Origin of the sequence: Tenacibaculum xiamenense (assembly GCF_964513065.1) — a bacterium.
Taxonomy (GTDB): domain Bacteria; phylum Bacteroidota; class Bacteroidia; order Flavobacteriales; family Flavobacteriaceae; genus Polaribacter; species Polaribacter xiamenense.
Window position 1 is genome coordinate 20,646 of the sequence record NZ_CAZEQU010000019.1, and the last position, 24,737, is coordinate 45,382.

Here is a 24,737-nt window from a genome sequence, read left to right on the forward strand (position 1 = left end):
ATGGATTTATTAAGTTTTTTTCAAAGACTAAACGGACAAGGTGTAAAGTTGGTATTAAAGGATGGATCACTGAGTGTTAAGTCAAATAAGAAAGTCAGTCAAGAATTGCTCTTAGAAATTAAGAGCAATAAGGAGTTGATTATTGACTATTTAAAAAAATATCAAGGCGAGAATGCTAACGGATTACAAGAGAAATATGGAAAGAAAGACACCAAAAGAACATTATTAGAAAGTATAAAACCATTTGATAGAAAAACTGTTGAAAGAATACCTTTATCATTTAGTCAGGATCGTTTATGGTTCTTAGATCAATTTGAAGGAACCTTAACATATCATTTACCTTCAGTTATTCGTTTGGAGGGAGATTTGGATGTAACGGCACTTGAGCAATCATTAAAAACTATTATCGCACGACATGAGGTGTTAAGAACAAACTTAATGTCTGTTGAAGGAATTGGATATCAAGAGGTCGTAAGTGAAGAAAATTGGTCGCTAGATCAAGTAAAAATAACAAAAGAAGAATTATTAAAAACTACATTACATGATTACATTAATATTCCATTTGATTTATCAAATCATTATAAGTTAAGAGCTTGTCTATACGATTTAGGCAGCAATAAGTATGTATTAGCATGTGTTTTTCATCACATTGCTAGTGACGGATGGTCATCAAATATTTTAGTTGGAGAGTTTGTTGAGTTATATAGCTCTTTACGTTTGAACAGAAAACCTAAACTTCCAGAATTAACACTTCAATATACTGATTATGCCATGTGGCAACGTACGTATTTGGAAGGAGAAGTTTTAGAGAATCAATTGTCATATTGGCAAGAAAAATTGAAAGGGGTAAGCACTCTTGAATTGCCTAAAGACTATGCTCGCCCGGCAACGCAAAGTACGAGAGGAGCCTACATTCCATTTAAATTAAATGAAGAAGTAAGTTCATCATTAAAAGCAATATGTCAAGAAGAAGGAGTTACATTGTTCATGTTAATGTTATCTGCTTTTAAGGTATTGTTATCTCGTTACAGCGGTCAAGATGATATAAGTGTTGGAACTCCTGTAGCAAATCGCACACAATCTGAGTTGGAAGGAATGATTGGTTTCTTTGTGAATACCTTGGCTTTGCGCAGTGACTTGAGTGAAAACCCGAGTTTTAGGCAGTTATTAAATCAAGTAAAGCAAACGACATTAGAGTCTTATGATAATCAATTAGCTCCTTTTGAAAGAGTTGTAGATAGAGTGGTGAAAACTCGTGATGTTAGCACAAGTCCTTTATTTCAGGTAATGTTTGTATTACAGAATACTCCTGCAAGTTCAGAAACAGAAATTGATGGAGTAGTTCTTTCTGGATTTGAACTAGAAAAAACATCTTCGAAATTTGATTTTACAATGCACGTTTCCGAAGGAGATACTGATATTTTTTTAGGACTAGAATATTGTACAGACTTATTTAGTGAAGCTACCATTAACCGAATGCTAACTCATTACCAAGAGTTATTGAGAAGTATCGTAAAAGATATGGATCGACCGGTGAAAGAGTTACCAATTATCACAAAAGAAGAAGAAGCTAAACTGCTAAATGATTTTAATGAAACGTTTTTAGAATACCCAGAAAATGAATCAATAGTTGAAGTATTTGAATCTCAAGTAAGAAACACTCCTTCAGCAATCGCTGTTTCTTTTGGAGAAGAAACACTAACTTATAAAGAGCTAGATGAGCGTTCAAACCAATTAGCGCATTATCTAAAAACGAAGGATGTAGAGTCAAACACCTATATCGGAATTTGCATGGATCGCAGTTTGGAAATGATCATTGGAATTCTTGGTGTTTTAAAATCAGGAGGAGCTTACGTACCAATTGATTCAGAATATCCGGAGGAAAGAATCGATTATATGATAAGCGATGCTAGTATTGGTTTGATACTGGTTAGTGAAACTACTAGTAAAATATTTGAGGCAAGAGAAGAAATATCTGCGGTTTCGTTGGATAGTAATTGGAGTTTAATAGCCGAATACCCGACAACACGTTTAAATGAAGAGTTAGCACCTTCTAGTTTAGCATATGTAATTTATACTTCAGGAAGTACAGGAAAACCAAAAGGAGTGCAAATTGAACACAAAAGTGTTGTTAGTTTGGCAACAAGTTGTGATTATGTATCTCTAGATGGCAATACAAAATGGTTATCTACAGGGTCAATTTCTTTCGATGCTACAACAATCGAATATTGGGGAACTTTATTAAATGGGGGAGAGTTAGTATTAACGACTTCGGAAATATTATTAAACATATCAAGTTTAAAAGAACTCATTGCAACCAAAAAAGTAACTACGTTATGGATGACAGCTTCATGGTTTCATCAAGTAGTTGAAGAAGATCCCAGCGTTTTCAAATCACTTCAGTATTTATTGGTAGGAGGAGATGTTGTTTTGTTTGCATTTACAAACAGATTGAAAAAACTATATCCTGAGTTAACAATCATCAACGGATATGGTCCAACTGAGAATACCACTTTTTCAACTACCTATTCAATTGAGGCTACTCAAAAAGCAATTCCAATTGGAAAACCTATTAAAAACAGTAGCGCATATATTGTAGATAATGACATGAAATTGGCGCCAATAGGTATTGTTGGAGAATTATTATTGGGTGGATCTGGAGTAGCTAGAGGTTATTTGAATAACCAAGATTTAACAAATGAAAAGTTCGTTGGTAACCCATTTAAGGTTGGAGATCGTTTGTATAAAACTGGTGATTTAGCGAGGTGGTTACCAGATGGAAATATTGAATTCATAGGAAGAAAAGATCATCAGGTTAAAATACGTGGTTATCGAATAGAATTAGGAGAAATTGAAAATACATTATCATCGCTAGAGGCAGTTAATCAATCATGTGTATTAGCCAAAGAAGATGTAAACGGAAATAAACGCTTAATAGGTTATGTAGTTGTAAATGGCGAGTTTAATAAAGAAAATATTCAAGACGCTTTAAAAGAAAGCTTACCTGATTATATGGTACCAAACTTGTGGGTACAACTGGATTCATTACCATTAACATCCAATGGTAAATTAGATAGAAAAGCTTTACCAGAACCAGACAATTCTGAATTATCTACTGTAGAATATTTGGCTCCAAGGAATGATGTGGAAGAGCAATTAGTAACTATTTGGCAAGGATTATTAAAAGTAGAGAAAATCGGAGTGCAAGATGATTTCTTTGAATTAGGAGGTCACAGTTTGTTGGTTGTACAATTGATTGCTCAATTACAAAAAAATGGATTTTATATAACTGTAAAAGATATTTTCTCAAACCCAACAATTGCGGCAATAGCTGAAAAAGTATCATTAGAAAGTCCTGCTTATAAAGTTCCTGAAAATGGAATTAAGAGCGATACGGATCGCATTGCCCCAGAAATGCTTCCTTTGCTAAATTTTAGCCAAGAAGATATTGATACCGTCGTATCAATGGTTCCTGGAGGTGTTTCTAACATTCAAGATATCTATCCTTTATCACCTTTACAAGAAGGAATGTATTTCCATTATTTAATGAGTGATAAGGAACAGGGAGATCCTTATGTTTTAACAAATTTACTAGCGTTTAATAAAGAAGAAAAACGTTCGTCATTTATAGAAGCATTGCAATTTGTTGTAAATCGTCATGATGTATTACGTACCTGTGTTCTTAGTGAAAATTTACCAAGAGCAATTCAAGTTGTACAAAGAGAAGTGGAGTTGTCATTAGAAAAAATAGTTATTGATAATGATAAAGATATTTTATCCGAATTAAAAATATTAACAGAAGGAAGTCAATGGATGGATGCATCTAATGCTCCTTTGTTAAAGTTAAAATTGGTTGACGATAGGAAGAATGGAAACTATTATTTATGGATTAACCAACACCATATAATATTTGATCATGTTGGATTAGAAATAATAATATCAGAGATACAACTATATATATCAGGAAATACATCAAGACTTTCTGAACCCGTATTATACAGAGATTTTATCGGACATACATTACATCTACAAGAAACAAATAATAGTGAATCTTATTTTAGAAAAGTATTTGGAGGTATTAGTGAGTCTACGTATCCATTTGGACTATCAGATATTCAAGGAAGTGGTAGTAATATAAAGGAAACTCATACCGTATTACCGGAAGAATTAAGTAAAGAAATTCGAAGTACAAGTACTAAGTTAGGAATAAGTCCAGCAGTGTTGTTTCATGCCGCGTTCGGAGTAGTAGTTGGAAGATGTAGTAATACAGAATATGCTATTTTCGGCTCGTTATTATCAGGACGTTTACAAGGAAGTTTAGGAGCAGCAGATTCATTAGGACTTTTTATAAACACATTACCATTTTATACGAACTTAGATAGAAGTGTATCAGAATATATTTCGGAAGTTAAAAATGCTTTAGGAGAATTACTTTCACATGAGCAAACTCCTTTGTCATCTGTTCAAGGTTGGAGTGGGGTTTCGAATGAAGTACCATTATTTAGCGCTTTATTAAATTACCGTCATTCTGCGACGACATCTGAAGAAGAAGTAACTGATTCAGTTGACTTAGGGTTGAGTATGGTAGAAGCGAATGAACGCACCAATTACCCACTTTCGATAGATGTAGATGATTATGGTAGCGATTTCGGATTAAAGGCTCAGGTAGATGGAGGTATAAATGGCGATAATCTACTTTCATATATCACAGAGGCGATTAAAGGGTTATTAAAAGGATTAAAATCTGAAGAAGAAATAAGAGTTTCGGAAATAAACATTCTATCTGAAACAGAAGAAAGTCAATTATTAGAAACATTCAATGCTACTAAGGTTGACTATCCACTTGATAAAACATTTGTTGATTTATTTGCTGATCAAGTTCAAAAATCTCCAGAAGCAATTGCAGCAATTTTTGCTGATCAGAAAATAACATATAAAGAATTAGATGAGCGTTCAAATCAACTAGCACATTGCTTGATTGAAAAAGGGATTACATCAAATACGATGGTGGGTATTTGTTTAGAACGTAGCTTAGATATGTTAATTGGAGTATTGGGTATCCTAAAATCAGGAGCTGCCTATGTGCCAATGAAACCTGATTTTCCACAGAGTCGTATAGCTCATATTCTTGAAGACCTAGGACATTCTTTCGTAGTAACAAATGTAGAGAGTAAACCTGTTTTCTCTTCTATGGAAACTATTGATTTGGTGCTACTGGATGATTCAGAATTACAAGCAAATTATCCAATTACATCATTAGAAAAAGATTATAATGCTTCAGATTTAGCCTATGTAATTTATACTTCAGGAAGTACAGGATTGCCTAAAGGAGCAATGATAGAACATGCTGGATTATTAAATCACTTATTCATCATGGTTGATGATTTGGAGATGGATACTAATAGTACAGTAGCTTTTACAGCACCTTTTACTTTCGATATTTCGGTATGGCAAATGTTAAGTGGTCTTTTATGCGGAGGACGAGTAGCAATATACTCAGAGGAAGATCTTTTAGCCATAGATGAATTCCAAAATTCATTAACAAATAACACAGTAAGTCATCTTCAGTTAGTTCCATCATATGTTTCTAGTTTATTAGAAAATAGCGAAGTAGTTCCAGGTTTATCTGATTTAGCATATTTTCTAGTAACTGGAGAAGCGGCAACAAAATCATTATTAGATAAATGGTTCTCGTTATATCCAAATGTTCCGGTTGTAAATGCATATGGACCAGCAGAAGCTTCAGATGATATTACACTACATATCATGAATGAATCTCCAACGGGAGCTGTTGTTCCAATCGGAAAGCCAGTGGCCAACATGGATGTTTATGTGGTAGATAGCTTTGATAATTTATGTCCAATTGGAGTTGTAGGAGAATTATGGACAGCAGGAATTGGAGTTGGTCGTGGATATTTGAATAGAGAAGAACTTACCAAAGAAAAATTCATAGAAAATCCATTCAAGCCAGAAGGAGGAAGGTTATATAAAACAGGAGATTTAGGGCGTTGGTTACCAAATGGAACTATTGAATTTGTAGGTCGTTCAGATGATCAGGTGAAAATAAGAGGGTATCGTATTGAATTAGGAGAAATTGAAAATGCATTATCTGTTATTTCTGGAGTTCAGAGCAGTTGTGTACTTGCTAAGAAAGGACCGAATGGAGTAAATCGTTTGGTTGGTTATGTAGTCATGGATACTGAATTTGACAAGGGCAGAATTCAAGATGATTTATTAAATAGTTTACCAGAATACATGGTTCCTGCCTTATGGGTAGAATTGGATGAAATGCCACTAACTGCAAATGGTAAGATTGATAAAAAAGTTTTACCAGAACCTGATGGATCATTATTATCAACGACCGAATATGTTGCTCCAAGAAATGAAACAGAAGCTCAAATAGCAACTATTTGGCAAGAATTATTGGGAATAGAAAGTATTGGTATTTATGATAATTTCTTTGAAATAGGAGGCCATAGTTTACTGATAATTCAGTTAATTTCTCAATTACAGAAAATTGATTTTCACATCTCCGTTAAAGACATTTTCTCAAACCCAACGATTGCATCAGTAAGTGAGAAATTATCATCAGGAGCAACAATGTATCAAGTACCGGCGAATGGAATTACAGAGAATATTGATCGTATCGTTCCATCGATGGTTCCATTATTGGACTTTGAGCAGGAAGATTTAGACAAGGTGGTAAGTAGTGTTGAAGGAGGAGTTTCGAATGTTGAAGATATTTATCCATTATCTCCATTGCAGGAAGGGATTTACTTCCATCATTTAATGAGTAATCCAGAAGAAGGAGATCCATATGTTTTACCTCATTTGTTATCATTCCCAAGTAAAGAAAATAGAGATATATTTATAAAAGGACTACAGTTTGTAGTTGATCGTCATGATGTATTACGTACCTGTGTAATCAGTGAAGGATTACCAAAAGCGGTTCAGGTTGTATTGAGACAAGCGAAGTTATCTCTAGAATGTTTAGAATTAGATTCTTCTAAAGATGTTCTTTCAGAATTAAAACGATTAACAATCCCAGGGAATCAATGGGTTGATGTTTCAAAAGCACCTTTGTTGAAATTACAATCTGCTGATGATGTCAAAAATGATACTTATTATCTGGTTTTATTGGAGCATCATTTAACGTTTGATCATGTAGGAGTTGAAAAAATTATCGAAGAGATCGGTGCATATTTAACAGGAAATACATCCAATTTAGCAAAACCTGCATTATATAGAGATTTTATTGGTCATACACTTCATCAACAAGCTACCAATGATAGTTCTTCTTACTTTACAAATTTATTAGGAAGTATTGATACACCGAGTTATCCATTTGATTTATCAAATATTCATACTACGGGAGCATCTATAAAAGAATCGGTGGTCATCTTACCACAAGAATTAAATAAGGAGATTCGTAATACATGTATGAGAACAGGAATGAGTCCAGCAACTTTGTTCCATGCAGCTTACGGTTTGGTTATTGGAAAATGTAGTAATATGAATTATGCTATTTTCGGAACTTTGTTTTCTGGACGTTTACAAGGTTCAACCGGAGCAGCGGATTCGTTAGGATTATTCATTAATACCTTACCTTTTTATATCGCATTAGAAGGAACTATTACCGAATATGTAGAAACAGTAAAACAACAATTGGTGAGTTTACTGCCATACGAACAAACTCCATTATCTCATATTCAGGCTTGGAGTGGAGTATCAAACGAAGTTCCTTTATTCAGTGCTTTACTAAACTTCCGTCATAGCGCCATTCCAGTATCAAATGAAGAAGAAGCTGATGCAATTGACCTAGGAATAAAAAAGATAGGGAGTCAAGAACGTACGAATTATCCATTTACCTTAAATGTTGATGATTATGGAGTTGACTTTGGAATAACAGCGCAGGTCGAAGACCATATTGATGCAGATCGTGTTTTAAATTATATGCAAGAAGCCTTAGAACAATTAGTAAAAGGCTTGAACTCTGAAGAAACGATTGAAGTTAGTAATGCGGTTATCTTACCAAAAGAAGAAGAGCAGTTATTGTTAGATACTTTCAACAATACTGAAGCTGACTATCCATCTGATAAAATCATATTAGATGTTTTCTCAGATCAGGTAAAGCAATCACCAAATCAAATTGCTGTTGTTTATAAAGGAAAAGAATTAAGTTATAAAGAACTTGATCAACGTTCAAATCAGGTAGCACGTTATTTACAAGCGGAAGGAGTGAAAACAGATGACTTGGTAGGAATTTGTATGACCCGTAGTTTGGAAATGATTGTAGGAATTTTAGGAGTTCTAAAATCTGGAGGAGCCTATGTACCAATCGACCCGAACTATCCAAAAGAGCGTATTTCTTATATTATTGAAGATACAGGAATTGAATTAGTATTAAGTAATGCTGCTAGCCATAAAACTTTAGAAGGTAAAAAAGGTTTAACAAACATTGCATTAGATACTGATTGGAATCAGATTTCAGAATATTCAACAAGAAAGCCAAGCTATAAGTCAATATCACAAGACAATTTGGCTTATGTAATTTATACCTCAGGAAGTACTGGGAAACCAAAAGGAGTTCTTATTGAACATGGAAATATGTTCAACTTAGTAAACTGGGCTATTGACAACTTCACAGATTCATTGGACTTAGGAATGCTAGCGAGTACTTCTATCAATTTCGATTTATCGGTTTTCGAGATATTTACCTCATTGGCATCGGGAGCAAAGATTGAGTTAGTAGACAATTTATTATCACTAGTTGAAGATTTAGAAGTTTCTGTATCACTAATCAATACAGTACCAAGTGTTTTATTAGGAATTTTAGAATCAGGAAAGTTACCCGAAACGGTAAAAACGATCAATCTGGCAGGTGAACCATTATTACCAAGTTTGGTAGATCGTATTTATAATGAGAGCTCAGTAGAAGCGATCTATGATTTATACGGACCATCTGAGGCGACTACCTATAGCACATTTATCAAAAGAGAAGTAAACGGAGTGCAAACCATTGGACGTCCAGTAGCCAACACTCAAATTTATATTTTAAGTGAATCGAGTGAATTAGTCCCAGTAGGTGTTATGGGAGAATTATGTGTAGGAGGAAAAGGAGTTGCTAGAGGATACCTAAACCAAGAAGAGCTTACCAATGAAAAATTCGTTCCGAATCCATTTAAGGAAGGCGAGAGAATTTACAAGACAGGTGATTTAGCTCGTTGGTTACCTGATGGAACTTTAGAATATGTAGGAAGAAAGGATTCACAAGTAAAGGTTCGTGGATACAGAATTGAATTAGGAGAAATTGAAACTGCCTTGGCTTCAATAACCGATATTCAAAATGGTTGTGTATTGGCAAAAGAAGATATCACAGGAAGCAAACGTTTAGTTGGATATGTGGTAACAGATGGAGAATTCAACAAGGAAAAAGTTCAAGCCGAATTAAAAGAGAGTTTACCAGAATACATGGTTCCTGGTTTATGGGTTGAACTAGAAGAGATGCCATTGACCGCTAGCGGAAAGCTAGATAGAAAAGCTTTACCAGAACTTGATGGCTCTTTAATCTCCACAAAAGAGTATGTAGCACCAAGAACAGTTGTAGAAGAACAAATAGCTACGATTTGGCAAGATATATTAGGTTTAGAAAAAGTAGGAATCTATGATAACTTCTTTGAGTTAGGTGGGCATAGTTTATTGGTTGTTCAATTGATTTCTAGATTACAGAAACTTGATTTATATATAGAAGTTAAAGATATCTTCTCGAATCCAACGATTGAAGAAATAGCTGAAAAACTATCATCAGATACTGAAAGATATCAGGTTCCAGTAAACGGAATTTTAGATGATACTGATTATATAGTACCAGCTATGGTTCCTTTATTGGATTTCAGCCAAGAGGATATTGACACCGTTGTTTCAAAAGTTTCAGGAGGCGTTTCGAATATTCAAGATATCTATCCATTATCGCCATTACAAGAGGGAATCTATTTTCATCATTTAATGAGTGATAAGGAGCAAGGAGATCCATATGTGTTATCAAATTTGTTATCGTTTAAAGATGCGGAAAAACGTGCCTTGTTCATTGAAGCACTTCAGTTTGTAGTTAACAGACATGACGTATTGCGTACTTCTTTTATTAATAAAGATTTACCAAAAGCTGTTCAGGTAGTTCAACGAAAAGCAGAGTTGCCAATAGAAAAATTAGTGTTTGAAAATGGGGTGAATATTTTGTCTGAATTACAAAATTTAACTGCTCCAGGAAGTCAATGGATGGATGTTTCTAATGCTCCGTTATTAACATTAAAATCTGCAGATGATAAGGAGAATACCAATTTTTATTTGATTGTTAATCAGCATCACTTGGTGTTGGATCATGTTGGAATGGAGAAGATCGTATCAGAAATAGTAATGTATTTATCTGGTAAAGAAGAGCAACTTTCAACTCCAGTATTATATAGAAACTTTATAGGGCATACATTACATGCCCAAGCAACCAACAATAGTGAGTCATATTTCACGGGATTATTAGCGGATATTGAAGAACCAACGTATCCTTTTCATTTATCCAATACCAAAGTCAATGCAAGTCAAATAAAGGAATCAAACGTACTTTTATCAGATGCTTTGAATACTGAAATAAGAGAAGTGAGCACTTCTTTAGGAATGAGTCCGGCAGTATTATTCCACGCAGCTTATGGATTGGTTGTAGGAAAGTGTAGTAATTCAGAATATGCTCTATTTGGTTCTTTATTTTCAGGACGTTTACAAGGAGCATTAGGTGCGGCGGACTCACTAGGATTGTTTATTAACACATTACCTTTTTATACTTCTTTGGAAGGAACTGTTTCTGAATATATTCATAAGGTTAAGCAACAGTTAAACGAATTATTGCCATACGAACAAACGCCATTGGCAAGCATTCAAGGTTGGAGTGGAATTTCTAATGAAGTAGCTTTTTTCAGCGCATTATTAAACTACCGTCATTCTCATTTAGGATCAGAAGAAATTGAATCGGATGGAGTAGTCGATTTAGGATTAGAAGTTATTGGTGGAGATGAGCGTACAAATTATCCTTTCACTTTAAATGTTGATGATTTTGGAGAAAGTTTTGGTTTAACGGCTCAAATCAAAGAAGATATCGATTCAGAATTGGTGTTAGCATATATGCAAGAAGCGCTAACGAGTTTATTGAATGGATTAAGAGCGGAGGGAGAAGAATTGGTTACAAGCTTAGATATTTTATCTCAAGAAGAAAAATCGCAAATATTAGAAGTATTTAATGCTACCGAATTAACGTATCCATCAGACAAATCAGTTGTAGCATTATTTGAAGATCAAGCTCAAAAAACTCCTGAAGCAATAGCGATTTCGTTTGGAGGAAGTACTTTAACTTATCAAGAGTTAGATAAGCGTTCGAATCAATTAACTCACTACTTACAAAAACAAGGAATACAGACAGGTGCATTCGTAGGAATTTGTATGGATCGTAGTTTAGAGTTAATCGTTGCGATTTTGGGAGTTTTAAAATCAGGAGGAGCCTATGTACCAATCGATCCGAATTACCCACAAGATCGTATTGATTTAATGTTAAATGATGCAAGTATTAACTGGGTATTATCAAGCGAAGCCAATTCAGAAGTGATAGCAGGCAGAGAGCATATTTCTGTGATTGCCTTGGATCAGCAATGGGATGAGCTAATTTCAACCTATTCAACAAATAAAGTAAATCAAGGTATTTTACCGAGTGATTTGGCCTATGTTATTTATACTTCAGGAAGTACAGGACGACCAAAAGGAGTTCAAATAGAACATAAAAATATTGTAAGCTTAAGTACTAGCAGTGATTACGTTGAACTTAACTCAAATACAGTTTGGTTATCAACAGGATCAATTTCATTCGATGCAACTACTATAGAATATTGGGGAACTTTGCTTAACGGAGGTGAATTAGTTTTAACTACTGCAGAAACTTTACTACAAACCGCAAGTTTAAAAGCATTAATTCATGAGAAGAAGGTAACTACTTTATGGATGACCGCTTCATGGTTCCATCAATTAGTAGAAGAAGATTCGAGTCTGTTCGCTTCATTAAAATACTTACTAGTAGGAGGAGATGTTGTGTTATTCAACTATACCAACAAGATTAAAGAGATCTATCCAGAATTAACCATTATTAACGGATATGGACCAACGGAGAATACTACTTTTTCAACAACCTATACGATTGAAATTACTGATAAATCTCTTCCAATTGGTAAACCATTAAAAAATAGAGTAGCCTATATCGTTGATGAAGCAATGAATTTGGTTCCGGTGGGAGTTGAAGGAGAGTTAGTTGTTGGTGGAGCAGGAGTTGCGCGAGGATACTTAAACAATGATGAATTAACCAAAGAAAAGTTTGTCGCAAGTCCATTTAACAAAGGAGAAAGACTCTATAAAACAGGCGATTTAGTAAAATGGCTACCTGATGGAAATATTGAGTTTGTAGGAAGAAAAGATGCTCAGGTTAAGATTCGAGGATATAGAATTGAATTAGGAGAAATAGAAAACACCTTATCAAACTTAAATTCAATTAGCCAATGTTGTGTATTGGCAAAAGAAACAGCTAATGGAACCAAGCATTTAGTTGGATACGTAGTTTCAGAAGACGCGTTCGACAAAGAAGCAATTCAGTTACAACTTAAAGAACATTTACCAGATTATATGATCCCATCAATTTGGGTAAAGATGGATGAGATGCCATTAACAAGCAATGGGAAGTTAGACAGAAAGGCTTTACCAGAACCAGATAGATCTGATTTATCTAGTAAAGATTACGTAGCGCCTAGAAATGAAACGGAAGAAAAATTAGTAGCCATTTGGCAGGAATTACTAGAAGTTGAAAAAATAGGGGTTCATGATAATTTCTTTGAATTAGGAGGTAACAGTTTATTAGTTACTCGTTTGGTATCACTTATAAGCAAAGAGTTTAAAATCGAAGTTATGATCAAGGATATATTCAGCTTCGTAAGTATTGATGAATTAGGGACTTATTTAGATTATAAAAAGATCAAAGAGAAAGAAAGTTCGGATAAAGTTTATAAAAAAATAATTAAAATATAATGAATAAGGCATTAAGTATTATTAAAACAGCACAAAGTAAAGGTGTTACATTAGAATTGGAAGAAGGTTCTTTGGTTTTAAAATCAGAGAACGAAGATATTGATGACGCTTTACTAGTTGATATAAAGCTTAATAAAGAACTTATTATTGAGCACTTAAATAAGTTCGATGGTGATAGTATTTCTTACAAGGGGTTTGATAAAGATGCTATACAACCATTCGATAGAGAACTTATTCAAAAGATTCCATTATCATTCAATCAAGATAGAATCTGGTTTTTAGATCATTTGGATGGTACTCAAGCATATCACATTCCACTGGTGATGCAATTGCAAGGAGATGTCAATATAAACTTTGTAGAAAAAGTATTACAATCAATCGTTGATAGGCATGAAGTATTACGTACTGTAATTTATGAAGAAGACGGAGTTGGTTATCAAAAAACGATGGCATCTGATAGTTGGTTATTACAGAAAGTAATTACTTCCGAAGAAGCGAACTTAAAAGAGCAAATCCGTACTTTTATAAATCTACCTTTCGATTTATCGAAAGATTATATGCTACGTTCATGTTTATATGATTTAGGAAACGAGAAGTATGTATTGGCCTGTGTTTTTCATCATATTGCTAGTGATGGATGGTCTACAGGAATTTTAACCAGTGAGTTTGTTGAGTTATACAGTGCCTTAAGAGAAAACCGTACGGCGTTTCTTCCTGAATTGAAGTTACAATATTCGGATTATGCGGTATGGCAACGCCAATATTTAGATGGAGAAGCTCTAGAGTCTCAATTGTCATATTGGAAAGAAAAATTATCTAATGCAAGCACATTAACATTACCATTAGATTATGCACGTCCTGCAACACAAAGTACGGCAGGAGCAAATACTTCATTGGTATTAGATAACAATTTAAAGAATTCTTTACTAGAGTTATGTCAACAAGAAGGAGTAACCTTATTTATGTTATTGTTGTCGGCATTTAAAGTTTTACTCTCTCGATATAGCGGACAAGATGATATTTGTGTAGGAACACCAATAGCCAATCGTACACAGACAGATTTGGAGGGAATGATTGGGTTCTTTGTAAACACCTTAGCATTACGAAGCGATTTAAGTGATAATCCCACATTTAAGGAGTTTTTACAAGAAGTAAAAAACACAACCTTAGATGCTTACGACCATCAATTGGTTCCTTTTGAAAAGGTAGTTGATGAGATCGTAACGACTCGTGATATGAGTATGACACCTCTTTATCAGGCTATGTTTGTATTACAAAATTTACCTTCAATATCTGATAAAAAAGGAGAAGGTGTTAGCCTAGGAGCGGTTGAAATTTCAGGATACAAATATGAAGTAGAAACTTCGAAAACGGATCTTACGATTACCATATCTGAGGAAGATGCGAGTATCAATATAGATATGGAATATTGTACTGCCTTGTTTAATCAATCTACGATTGATAAAATGTTGAGGCACTACAAGGAACTATTAATGAGTATCGTTGACAATATTCAACTTCCTGTTAATAATTTAGCTTTACTAACCAAAGACGAAGAGGCACATTTATTAACTTCATATAACGAAACAGCATCAGTTGATTTTCCTGAGAATTTAACCATTTTAGATTTATTTGCGGAGCAGGTAGCAAAGGCTCCAAATGCTATTGCATTAACGTTCGAAGGAAATGAATTAAGCTATAGAGATTTAGATGCTAGATCGAATCAGTTAGCGCATTATTTAAGAGCACAAGGAGTTCAGCCAGATACTTTGGTTAGTATTTGTTTAGAACGAGGTTTCGACATGATTGTTGGTATCCTTGGAATCTTAAAATCTGGAGGAGCTTATGTTCCAGTAGATCCAGCATATCCAGCAGATAGAATCGAATATACATTAGCGGATGCAGGAATTGAGTTGGTATTAAGTGATGAGGTTAGCAAAGAAGTTTTAAAAGATCAAGCTAAACTTAATGTACTTTCTTTAGATGGAGATTGGGATACAATTTCATCATATTCAACTAAAGAGTTAAGCAAAGTAGTGTCACCAAGCAATTTGGCATATGTTATTTATACTTCGGGAAGTACAGGAAAACCAAAAGGTGTTTTAATTGAACATCTAAATGTGGTTCGTTTATTTAAGCATGACGAATGTTTGTTCGATTTCGATTCAAATGATGTTTGGACCTTATTCCATTCTTTCTGTTTTGATTTCTCAGTATGGGAAATGTATGGAGCCTTATTGTTTGGAGGTCGTTTAGTAATTGTTCCAAAGTCTATTACTAAGGATGCCATGGAGTTTAGTAACTTATTGGTTAATGAAGGAGTTACGGTATTAAACCAAACACCAAGTTCATTCTACACACTTCAAGATCAGTATTTATCCATAGCAAATGAGAGTACTATTCGTTACGTTGTTTTTGGGGGAGAAGCCCTAAATCCTAGTTATTTAGCACGATGGAAAAAGTCATATATAAATAGCAAGCTTATCAATATGTACGGTATTACAGAAACTACGGTTCATGTTACCTATAAAGAAATAACTGAAGCTGACGTTAACAATTCGGTAAGTACAATTGGTACAGCTATTCCAACATTGAGCTGTTACATCGTGGATGACTATTTAAATCTAGTTCCACAAGGAGTTATTGGAGAATTATGTGTTGGAGGTAGCGGAGTTGCTCGAGGATATTTAAATAGAGAAGTTTTAACAAACGAGCGATTTGTTGCGAATCCATTCAGTAATGATACCAATGCTCGCTTATACAAGTCAGGAGATTTAGGACGCTGGTTGCCAGATGGAACCATTGAATATATCGGAAGAAAAGATAATCAGGTTAAGATTCGTGGATACCGTATTGAATTAGGAGAAATAGAATCGGTATTATCAAAAGTAGAAGGAATTCACAGTAGCTGTGTTTTAGCAAAAGAAGATGGTACTGGAAACAAACGTTTGATTGGATATATTGTTAAAGATGAGGTTTTAAATAAAGAGTTAATTCAATCGGAATTAAAGAAGAGTTTACCAGAATATATGGTGCCTCAGATTTGGATTGAGTTGGAAGAAATGCCATTAACTTCAAACGGTAAGTTAGACAAGAAATCACTTCCAGAACCAGATGGAGCTATGTTGTCAACTAAAGAATATGTTGCTCCAAGAAACGAAACAGAAACTCAAATAGCTACGATTTGGCAAGAATTATTGAGCTTAGATAAAGTTGGAGTGTATGACAATTTCTTTGAATTAGGTGGACATAGTTTATTGGTGATTCAATTAATATCTCGCCTACAAAAGGTTGATTTTCATATTGAAGTTAGAGGTATCTTCTCTAGTCCGACCATAGCTGAAATCGCGGAAAAAGTATCTTCAGAAGCTTCAGTATATCAGGTGCCTGCAAATGGAATTACTAAGGATACCGATCGTATTACACCAGAGATGCTTCCGCTATTGGATTTTGCTCAAGAGGATGTTGATAAAATTGTCTCAAAAATTCCAGGAGGTGTTTCAAACATTGAGGATATTTATCCATTAGCTCCATTACAAGAAGGAATGTATTTCCATCATTTAATGAGCAATGCTCAAGAAGGAGATGCTTATATTCTGCCAAACTTGTTGACCTTTCCTGATAAAGAGAAAAGAGCAATGTTCATCGAAGCATTGCAATTTGTAGTAAATCGTCATGACATACTCCGAACAAGCTTCTTAAGTGAAGGATTACCGAAAGCTGTTCAGGTTGTACAAAGAGAAGCACAACTTTCTTTAGAGCATATAGTAATTGATGCATCAAAGGACTTTTCAAAAGAGATAGAAAACTTAAGAACTCCAGGAAAACAATGGATGGATATATCTGAAGCTCCATTGCTAAAACTGAGATCTATTGATGATACAGAAAATGGTGATTATCATTTATTGGTGAATCAACATCACTTGATTTTAGATCATGTTGGATTAGAAAAGGTTATTTCTGAAATAGAAATGTACTTATTAGGAGAAGGAACAAAACTTCCTACTCCTGTATCATATAGAGATTTTATAGGTCATACCTTATATCAACAAGCTACAAATGATAGCGAATCGTATTTCACAAGTTTATTAGAAGGAGTAGATACTCCTAGCTATCCATTCGGTCTGTCAGACATCCAAGGAACTGGAAGTGAAATCAAAGAATTACGTACGGTTTTACCTGAGGATTTAAGTGCATCTATTAGAAAAGCGAGTTTAGATTTAGGAATGACTCCAGCGGTATTGTTTCATGCTGCTTATGGATTAGTAGTAAGTAAATGTAGCAATGCGAATTATGCATTATTTGGAACCTTATTCTCAGGACGTTTGCAAGGTTCTTCTGGAGCGGCAGATTCGTTGGGATTATTCATTAATACCTTACCATTTTATATAGCGTTAGAAGGAAGTATCACTGAATATGTTGACATTGTTAAAGAGCGCTTAGGACAATTAATGCCTTATGAGCAAACTCCTTTGTCTAGAATTCAAGGATGGAGTGAAGTATCTAACGAAGTTCCATTATTTAACGCACTATTAAACTTCCGTCATTCGTATGCAACATCTGAAGAAAAGAGTGAAGGTAACGGTATTGATTTAGGAATTAATTTTGAAGCGGGTGAAGAACGTACCAATTATCCATTTACTTTAAGTGTTGACGATTATGGAGTTGATTTTGGATTAACAGCTCAAATTGATGAACATATTGATGCAGCTCGTATTATAGGGTATATGGAAGAAGCCTTAGAGCAATTAATTGCAGGCTTAAATTCAAAAGAAACGATACTGGTTCGTAATGCAGGAATTTTATCGAGAGAAGAAGAGCTACAATTATTAGAAGATTTTAATATAACAGCTGTTGATTATGGATCGAATCAAACCATATTGGATTTGTTTTCTGATCATGTAAAAAAATCACCCAATGAAATAGCAGTTGTTTATAAAGGTGAGGAATTAAGCTATAAGGAATTAGATCAACGTTCAAATCAAGTGGGACGTTACTTACAGGCGCAAGGAGTTCAGTCAGATGGATTCGTAGGAATTTGTATGACGCGTAGCTTGGAAATGATTGTTGGAATTTTAGGAGTTCTAAAATCAGGAGGCGCTTATGTTCCAATTGATCCTAACTATCCAAAAGATCGTATAGCCTATATCATTGAAGATACTGGAATTGAATTGTTGTTAAGTAATGCAGAGAGTCAAAATGTTTTAGAAGATCAAAAAGGATTCACAAGCATTACTTTAGATACCAATTGGAATCAAATAGCAGAGTATTCAACTAGAAAATTAAGCTATAATTCAATATCACAAGAGAATCTTGCTTATGTAATTTATACTTCAGGAAGTACAGGAAAACCAAAAGGAGTACTTATTGAACATGGGAACATGTTCAACCTAGTAAACTGGGCAATTGCGAACTTCAAAGATTCATTGAATTTAGGAATGTTGGCTAGTACTTCTATCAACTTCGATTTATCAATTTTTGAAATATTCACTTCGTTAGCATCTGGAGCAAAGATTGAATTAGTAGATAACTTACTATCACTAGTTGAAGATTCAGAGGTTTCTGTTTCATTGATCAATACTGTACCAAGTGTTTTATTAGGAGTCTTAGAATCAGGAAAATTGCCAGAAACGGTAAAAACAATTAACCTTGCGGGTGAACCATTATTACCAAGTTTAGTCGATCGTATTTACAAAGAAAGTTCAGTAGAAGCAATCTATGATTTATACGGACCTTCTGAGGCAACGACCTATAGTACTTTTATCAAAAGAGAACTAAACGGAGTTCAAACCATTGGACGTCCGATTGCAAATACTCAGATTTACATTGTAAATGATGCTGTTGAGTTAGTACCTGTAGGAGTTGTAGGAGAATTATGTGTAGGAGGAAAAGGAGTTGCCAGAGGATACTTAAACCGAGAAGAATTAACCAATGAAAAATTTGTTTCTAATCCATTTAAAAAAGGAGATAGAATCTATAAGACAGGAGATTTAGCACGTTGGTTACCTGATGGAACTTTAGAATATGTAGGAAGAAAGGATTCACAAGTAAAGGTTCGTGGATATAGAATTGAATTAGGAGAAATTGAATCTGTATTATCAACAATTGAAACGATTCAAAGTAGTTGTGTACTTGCTAAAGAAGATGTTACAGGAAGCAAACGTTTAGTTGGGTATGTAGTCACGGAAGGAAAATTTAATAAAGAAAAAGTTCAGGCAGCGTTAAAAGAGAGTTTACCAGAATACATGGTTCCATCTTTATGGGTGGAAATGGATGAGATGCCATTAACGGCAAGCGGTAAATTAGATAGAAAAGCTTTACCAGAACTAGATGGATCACTATTATCGACCAAAGAATATATAGCACCAAGAACTGAGTTAGAAGAGCAAATAGCTTCTATATGGAAAGATGTATTGGGCGTTGAAAAAGTAGGAGTTTATGACAATTTCTTTGAGCTAGGAGGACATAGTTTATTAATTGTACAGCTAATCTCTCGTTTACAAAAAGTAGGTTTTCATATTACTGTAAAAACTATCTTTTCTAACCCTACGATAGCGGGTATTAGTGAAAACTTAGCTTCTTTAAATACGGTTTATCAAGTACCTGCAAATGGAATAACTGAAGATACTATTCAGATTACTCCAGATATGATTCCTTTAGTAACATTCAGTCAGGAAGATATTGATACCGTAGTATCGAAAACTCCTGGAGGAACGAAAAACATTCAAGACATATACCCTTTATCACCATTACAAGAAGGAATGTATTTCCATTATTTAATGAGTGATAAGGAACAAGGGGATCCATATATTACACCAAATTTATTATCCTTTACAGATAAAGAAAAACGTAAATCATTTATAGAGGCATTACAGTTTGTAGTAAACAGACACGATGTTTTACGTACAGCTATTTTAAGTAAAGAGTTACCTCAAGCAGTTCAGGTAGTTCAGAGAGAAGCTAAACTTCATATAGAGGAGTTAGTTTTTGATTCTGAGGAAAACATTTTATCAGAATTAAAAGACTTTGTTGATCATGGAAAGCAATGGATGGACGTTTCAAAGGCACCATTGTTGGAATTAAAAATAGTAGATGATATTTCGAATGATTGCTACTATTTGGTTATTAATCAACATCATCTAACTACCGATCACATAGGACTTGAAAAAGTTATTTCAGAAATAGAAATGTATCTTCTAGGTAAAGGGGATACTTTAGGGGAGCCCGTTTTATATAGAGATTTTATTGGCCATACGTTATATCAGCAATCAACTAATGATAGTGCGTCTTATTTTAAAGGATTATTTGGGAATATTGAAGCTCCAAGTTATCCATTCGGATTATCAGATGTTAGAGGTAATGGAGCCGAAATAAAGGAAGTTTCTATTATTTTACCTTCAGAGTTAAACAAATCACTTCGTGAAATTTCCGTGAAATTAGGAATGAGCCCAGTTGTATTATTTCATGCAGCTTATGGACTTGTTGTGGGGAAATATAGTAACAAAGACTATGCAATATTTGGAACATTGTTTTCGGGACGTCTACAAGGTTCTGTAGGAGCAGCGGATTCATTAGGGCTATTTATTAACACTTTACCTTTCTTAGTAGATATAGAAGGAAGCATTTCAAAATATGTTGAAACGGTTAAAGGTAGATTAGAAGATTTATTACCATATGAACAAACACCATTGTCCGATATTCAAGCTTGGAGTGGTGTTTCTAATGATATTCCTTTATTTAGTGCTTTACTGAATTACCGACACTCTGCTACTTCTTCGGAAAGAGAAGAAGATGTTACTGATATTGATTCAGGAATTTCTGTAATAAGTGGTAAGGAACGTACGAATTATCCATTTACATTAAGTGTAGATGATTTTGGAGTTGATTTTGGATTAACTGCTCAAATAGACGAGAGTATTGATGCGAATCGAGTAGTATCATATATGCAAGAAGCCTTAGAACAATTAGTAGAAGGCTTAAATTCTGAAGAAGTTGTTGAGGTAAATAGTGTGGTAATCTTGCCAAAAGAAGAGGAGCAGCTATTATTGGATACATTCAACAATACATATGCTGATTATCCTTTAGACAAAACCATATTAGATATCTTCTCAGATCAGGTAAAGCAATCATCTAAGAAAGTAGCAGTAGTTTACAAGGGAGAAGAACTAAGTTATAAAGAGCTGGATCAACGTTCGAATCAAGTAGCTCGTTATTTACAAGCTAAAGGAATTCAGACGGATGGATTGGTAGGAATTTGTATGGAGCGTAGTTTGGAGATGATCGTAGGAATGTTAGGAGTTCTAAAATCAGGAGGAGCCTATGTACCAATTGATCCAAATTATCCAAAAGAGCGTATTGAATATATCATAGAAGATACAGGTATTAAATTATTATTAAGCAATGCTGCAAGTCACGAAGTTTTAGAAAATAAACAAGACCTAACAAACATTGCTTTAGATACTGATTGGAATCAGATTTCAGAATATTCAACAAGAAAATTAAGCTATAAGTCAATATTACAAGATAGTTTAGCTTATGTAATCTATACTTCAGGAAGTACAGGAAAACCCAAAGGAGTGCTTATTGAGCACGGAAATATGTTCAATATGGTCAATTGGGCTATTGACAATTTCAAGGATTCATTGGATTTAGGAATGCTAGCCAGTACTTCAATCAACTTTGATTTATCAATTTTTGAGATATTCACTTCTTTAGCATTAGGAACAAAGATTGAATTAGTAGACAATTTATTGTCATTAGTTGAAGATTCAGAAGTTTCTGTTTCATTAATCAATACTGTACCAAGTGTTATACTAGGAGTATTAGAATCAGGAAAATTACCTGAAACTGTAAAAACGATTAACCTAGCAGGTGAGCCATTATTACCAAGTTTAGTTGATCGTATTTACAAAGAAAGCTCGGTAGAAGCAATTTATGATTTGTATGGACCATCGGAGGCGACTACCTATAGCACATTTATCAAAAGAGAATTAAATGGAGTTCAAACTATTGGACGTCCAATTTCAAATACCCAGATTTACATTTTAAGTGAATCGAGTGAATTAGTACCTGTAGGTGTCATAGGTGAATTATGTGTTGGAGGAAGAGGGGTTGCCAGAGGATACCTAAACAGAGAAGAACTAACTAATGAAAAATTTATTTCAAATCCATTTAAGGAAGGAGAAAGAATTTACAAGACAGGAGATTTAGCTCGTTGGTTACCTGATGGAACTTTAGAGTATGTAGGAAGAAAAGATAACCAAGTAAAAATTCGTGGATATCGTATTGAGTTAGGAGAGATTGAGAATGCATTATCATCATTAGAAACAATAAGTCAATGTTGTGTATTAGCTAAAGAAGCTGCTGATGACAGTAAGCGTTTGGTTGGATATGTGGTTTCAGAGGAAGCATTTGATAAAGAAGGAATTCAAATTGAATTAAAGGAGAGTTTACCAGATTATATGATTCCATCGATTTGGGTGGAAATGGATGAAATGCCATTAACAGCCAGTGGAAAATTAGATAGGAGAGCTTTACCTGAACCTAATACTTCTGACTTCTCAACTCAAGGGTATGTCGCTCCTAGAAATGAAACTGAAGCGCAATTAGTAGCGGTATGGCAGGATATTCTAGGTGTTGAAAAAATTGGAATTTATGATAACTTTTTTGAGCTAGGAGGCCATAGTTTACTAATTGTTCAGTTAATTTCTCGCTTACAAAAGTTCGATTATCATGTAGAGGTAAAAGATATATTTACAAATCCAACTGTCGCAGGAATCAGTACCAAGGTAGTATCCTCATCGTTATTATACCAAGTACCAGCAAATGGAATTACTGAAGGTATAGATAGAATTGTACCAGAGATGGTTCCTTTATTAGGATTTGATCAAGAAGATATAGATACCATTGTGAGTAAAATCTCAAATGGTATTTCAAATATTCAAGATATCTATCCTTTATCACCATTACAAGAAGGAATATATTTTCATCATTTAATGAGTGGTAAAGATCAGGGAGACCCTTATGTTTTACCAAACCTTTTGTCATTCCCAAGTAGAGAAAAAAGAGAATTATTTGTAGAGGCTTTACAATTTGTAGTAAGCCGCCATGATGTGCTTCGTACTGCTATTTTAAGTGAAGGTTTACCAAAAGCTGTTCAAGTTGTACTTAAAGAAGCTCAATTATTTGTTGAAGAGTTAACAATAGGTAGTGACAAAGATATTTTATCGGAGTTAAACATATTAACAGAACCAGGAAATCAATGGATGGATGTTTCTAAAGCACCATTATTGAGTTTAAAATCGGCAGATGATGTTACCAATGAGAGTTATTATTTAGTACTTTTTGCACATCACTTAGTATTAGATCATGTAGGTTTAGAAAAAATAACTGCAGAGATTGAAGTATATCTTTCAGGTAAAAGTGAAACACTTTCGACACCTGTTCTATATAGAGATTTTATAGGTCATACTTTATATCAGCAATTAGTTAACGATAGCGAGTCATATTTCACGGAGTCTTTAGGGGCTGTTGAAGAACCTACCTATCCTTTTGATTTAACCGATATACAAGGGAATGGTAGTAATATAGAAGAGTCAGTAATAATTATTTCTGATGAACTAAATAAAGAGCTTCGAGAAGTTTCTCTGAAGCTAGGAATGAGTCCAGCGGTGCTATTTCATGCAGCTTATGGTTTAGTTGTAGGAAAATGCAGTAACAAAGAGTACGCATTATTTGGTTCTTTATTCTCAGGGCGTTTACAAGGTTCTCTAGGTGCAGCAGATGCTCTTGGGTTATTTATTAATACTTTACCATTCTACGTTTCTTTAGAAGGTAATATGTTGGCCTATGTAAAGGGAGTAAAACAACAATTACACGAATTATTACCATACGAACAAACGCCATTATCAAACATTCAGAATTGGAGTGGAGTTTCAAACGAAGTACCGTTGTTCAGTGCCTTGTTAAACTTCCGTCATTCTCATGTTCCAACAGAGGAAGTAAAAGAAAGTGCTTTCGATCTTGGAATAACAGTCAAGGGAGGACAGGAACGTACAAATTACCCACTTACATTAAATGTAGATGATTTCGGGCATGGTTTCCGATTAGAAGCTCAAGTAGATGGAGGTATAGCAGATCGACTATTAAGTTATATGCAAGAGGCATTAACTGAATTACTAAAGGGACTGAGTTCAGAGGAAGCTATAGAGGTCAACAATGTGGTTATCCTACCAAAAGAAGAAGAACAGCTATTATTAGATACTTTCAACAATACTGAAGCAACGTATCCATTGGATACAACAATACTAGATCTTTTCTCAGAGCAAGTGAAGCAATCACCAAAACAAATTGCGGTTGTGTATAAAGGAGAAGCATTAAGTTATAAAGAACTTGATAGGCGTTCGAATCAAGTAGCACGTTATTTACAAGCACAAGGAGTTCAACCAGATGGCTTAGTTGGAATTTGTATGACGCGTAGTTTGGAAATGATTGTAGGAACTTTAGGGGTTTTAAAATCAGGAGGTGCCTATGTACCAATCGATCCGAACTATCCAAAAGAGCGAATTGAATATATCATTGAAGACACTGGAATTGAATTAGTATTAAGTAATGAAGCAAGCCAAGAAGTT

General features: G+C 34.4%; 2 protein-coding genes. Both read left to right on the top strand.

The window, feature by feature from the left end; translation table 11 throughout:
- Positions 1-13,107 (top strand): amino acid adenylation domain-containing protein, encoded by a 13,107-nt coding sequence (locus ACKTTV_RS09165; protein WP_408030539.1) that lies wholly within the window; start codon positions 1-3, stop codon positions 13,105-13,107.
- Positions 13,107-24,737, top strand: an 11,631-nt coding sequence (locus ACKTTV_RS09170; protein WP_408030540.1) for an amino acid adenylation domain-containing protein, incomplete at its 3' end; no start/stop codon positions are given. The genes ACKTTV_RS09165 and ACKTTV_RS09170, both read left to right, overlap by 1 nt.

Coding starts and splice junctions, on each gene's coding strand:
- ACKTTV_RS09165 (WP_408030539.1), top strand. CDS start 1: ATGGATTTATTAAGTTTTTTTCAAAGACTAAACGGACAAGGTGTAAAG.